Origin of the sequence: Delftia sp. WSY_7 (genome assembly GCF_043104845.1) — a bacterium.
Lineage (GTDB): Bacteria > Pseudomonadota > Gammaproteobacteria > Burkholderiales > Burkholderiaceae_C > Comamonas > Comamonas tsuruhatensis.
The window spans coordinates 1-3,524 of sequence record NZ_JBICLB010000009.1; the positions used below are offsets into that span (position 1 = coordinate 1).

A 3,524-nucleotide genomic window follows, 5' to 3' on the forward strand; every position below is an offset into this window, starting at 1 on the left:
CAGACCCTCAACTGCGGTCGCACCCGGCTCTCGCGCGTGTACCTGGTGGGCGCCGACAGCAAGCTGATCCACCAGGGCTGGACCGTGGACCTCGACGCCGGCCTGGTCAGCGTGCAGGACACCACCGGCTGGGTGCAGCCCGTGCGCGTGTTCCACCGCATCGAGGAAATGGCACGGGCGTCGGACGTGCAGATCAGCGGGGCCATCACCCTCACGAAGTCGCTGAGCCATGAATTCCCAGTGGGCTCCATCGTCAGCAACGCCCTCATGTCGGGCACGCTTCGCGCCCGCGTGAGCCACCTGTTTGACCAGAACACCTGGACCGGCCGCTGGCAGGACACGGTCGACGGCGCCGAGGCTCTGGCCAGCTACAACGACACCGTGGCGCCCATCCGGGTGACCAATGCCGGGGCCATCCCGCAGCGCTGGATGCTGCGCTTCAAGGACACCACGAACTTCGAGTGCATCGGCCAGGACGTGGGCAACATCGGCTCGGGCTCGATCAATACCGACTTCGCGCCCATCAACCCCATCAGCGCCGCGCCTTACTTCACGGTGCGCGCCATCGGCTGGGGCCAGGGCTGGGCCGCAGGCAACGTGCTGCGCATCAACACGGTGGGTGCCATGCAGCCCTTCGCAGCCATCCGCACCGTGCAGCCCAGCGAGGCGGCCGGCACCGACTACGCCTTCGAGCTGCTCACGCGCGGCGACGTCGACCGCCCGCCCACCAACCCCCAGACCATCTGATCCCGAGGTAACCCATGATCTACACGTTTGACTCCACCCAGACCGGTGCCCCAGTGCTGTCCGGCTCTGCCGGCGCGCTGGCCACCGTGCTCAAGGCCTGCCTGGTCGACGGCTTCGGGGCCAGTGCCGTTGTCTCCCTGGTTGTCACGGCTGGCATCGCTAAGGCCACTTTTGCGGCGTCGCACCCGTACCGCGTGGGTTTCGTGAGCCGCATTGCCGGCGCCACACCGTCGGCCCTCAACGGCGACAAGACCATCTTGTCGGTGACCACCAACAGCGTGACCTTTGCGGCAGCTGGAGTTCCTGATGGTGCGGCCACGGGCACCATCACCAGCCGTGCGGCGCCTGCCGGCTGGCAGGAACTGTTCCCCGGCGCCCAGGCCAACGTGCTGGTGCTCAAGCCTACAGCGCCGGAAGCCTCTGGCAGCGTGCTGCGCCTGGATGACACCGGCACGACCACGGCCAAGGTGCTGGGCTACGAGTCCATGACCGATGTGTCCACGGGCACGGGGCCGTTTCCCATGGCCGCCCAGGCCGCCAACTACTACTGGCCCAAGAGTGATGCGGCCAGCACTGCAGCGCGCCGCTGGATGCTCTTCGCAGATGAGCGGGCCTTTGCGATCTGTATCTCGCCGCATGGCAGCAACCAGCAGCACGGCGTCCTCTTCGGCTTTGGGGACCTGGCATCGTACAAATCGGGCGATGCATGGGCGTGCATGCTCGCCGGTTCCAGCAGTGTCGGTGTGCCCACCACAACCGGCGCCGTGGCCGAGTGCCTGGGCTATGCCTTGGGCAGCACCAACGCGGCCGACCTGTTCGTCGTGCGTGGCTACGCAGGCATTGGCGGTGCTGTGCAATGCAAAAAAATCTCGGCCTACAACACGGCCGCAGCCTACTCGGGCGCGACGGCCTACGCAGCCAACACCATCCCCTATCCCAATCCGGCTGACAACTCGCTGCGCCTGTCGGCGGTCGAGCTGCTGGTGGGGGCGTCCGGCCTGCGGGGCCAGATCCCCGGTGTGTTTCACACCCCTCAGGTCATCGGCTCGGAGTTCCAGGCCGGCATGGTTGTGGAGGGCGAGGGTGCGTTCGCGGGCCGCAGCCTCGTCTGCGTGCGCGTTGGCCCGCCCGGCGGCACCACGGGCGTGGGTGTGGCCTTCGTGGACATCACCGGCCCGTGGAGGTCGGCATGACCGACCAGGAGATCTACGAACGCACAGAGTTGCTGATGTGCGGGGACACGGCCGTCGACACGATGCTGGCATTCGACAGCAGCCCAGAGCCCAAAGCGTTCACCCGGGGCGGCAACACCTCCATCGTCACCAGCAGTGCGCAGGCCAAGTTTGGCGCAGGCGCGCTGGCGTTTGATGGCAATACCTACTTGAGCACGGCCCAAGGCAACTGGTTGTTTGGCACGGCCGATTTCACCGTCGATGCCTGGATCTATCGCACCCGCAACGACTCCTGGCAGGCCATCGGCGGTCAGTGGCGCAACGGCAGCGACGCGGCATGGTCGCTGCATATCGCGGGGACCAACGACCCGGTGTTTCTTTTCCGAAACGCGACCGTGGACTTGGCGACGGGCACGGGCGTGGCGCTGGCCCGCAACACATGGACCCATGTGCGTGCCTGCCGGGCCGGCGACAACCTTCATCTCTTCCAGAACGGTGTGCTTCGCGCGACCAGGGCAGGCTATGGCGCCCACTCTGTGGGCAATGGCAACCCCTTGTTTCTGGGTTGGGCGCCCAACACCACCGACTACTTTGAGGGCCGCTTGGATGAGTTCCGAGTTGTGCGAGGTGTGGCCTTGTCCACCGCCAGCTTCACGCCGCCCACGGCGTCTGCCTTGCCGCCGCGTGGACCTGTGCGCGCGGCCGCCGGTAAGGGCCTGCGCCCCGTGCGCAGCAGTGCGGTGTCAGCTGGGCATGTGCTGCCGCTGACGTTGGGCCGCCTGGCGCGGGATATCGAGGTGGGTGGTCAGGGTCGTATCTGGGGCACCACGAAGATCAAGGGCAGCCCTACCAACCTGCCTGCCCGCGCCCGCATCGTGCTGCTGCGTCAACGCGACAAGATGGTCGTGCGCGAGGCCTGGAGCAACGCGGAAACGGGGGCCTTTGTCTTCGAGGGCCTGGACCTGCAGCAGCAGTTTGTGGCCCTGGCCGAAGACGCCGCCGGCAACTTCCGCGCCGTGGCCGCCCAGCGCCTGGTGCCCGGAGTCTTGTCATGACGGCCGGTGTGTGGGAGATCGGGCCCGCCACCGCGCTGGCCCAACTGCAGGCCACGGCCGCACGTTCGGACCTGGGCACAGGCAACGCCCATGTGCGGATCTACACCGAGCTACCGGCGGATTTCCTGGGTGCTCGCGGCCCCCTGCAGGCCGAGATCACCCTGGCTAAGCCGGGTAGCGCAACTGTCGTCAATGGCAAGCTGGTGCTCCATGTGCGCGACGCGGCGGGCGCGATGGTGATGGCCACGGGTATCCCCCGCTGGGCGGACTGGCATGCGGCCGATGGCGCGCTGCTCGCCGGCGGCGAGGTCTCGGATGCCGAGCATGCCGGCCCCTGGCGCATCCTGGGCGGGCAGACCCCCGAGGGCGACGCAAGCCCGCTGCTCTATGCCGGCTCCCTGGTCCAGCTCGGCGAAACGGAGCTGACATAGCCATGGCCGAGACCGATCTGCTCCTGCTGTTCAAGGCACCAGTCGGCGACGGCGAGTCGCCCCTGGACCTGGTGTTTGGAGACGAAGATCCATCGGAGCAGGTCGTCGAATTGCGTGCG

Annotated in this window: 3 protein-coding genes and 1 pseudogene; all 4 read left to right on the forward strand. The window is 67.5% G+C overall.

What is annotated here, in order from left to right; translation table 11 throughout:
• Positions 1-747 (forward strand): annotated as a pseudogene (locus ACF8ME_RS04965) (hypothetical protein); the annotation flags it as partial.
• A gap of 14 nt (positions 748-761) precedes the next feature.
• Positions 762-1,940, forward strand: a complete 1,179-nt coding sequence (locus ACF8ME_RS04970) for a hypothetical protein (RefSeq protein ID WP_392415507.1) — start codon at positions 762-764, stop codon at positions 1,938-1,940.
• On the forward strand, positions 1,937-2,974 hold the full coding sequence (locus tag ACF8ME_RS04975; RefSeq protein ID WP_070080530.1) for a LamG domain-containing protein: 1,038 nt from the start codon (positions 1,937-1,939) through the stop codon (positions 2,972-2,974). The genes ACF8ME_RS04970 and ACF8ME_RS04975 overlap by 4 nt, the downstream gene beginning before the upstream one ends.
• 8 nt (positions 2,975-2,982) lie before the next feature.
• The gene (locus tag ACF8ME_RS04980; protein ID WP_392415509.1) at positions 2,983-3,405 is read left to right on the forward strand and encodes a hypothetical protein; all 423 of its coding nucleotides are present in this window, start codon (positions 2,983-2,985) and stop codon (positions 3,403-3,405) included.
• The last annotated feature ends 119 nt before the right edge of the window (positions 3,406-3,524 follow it).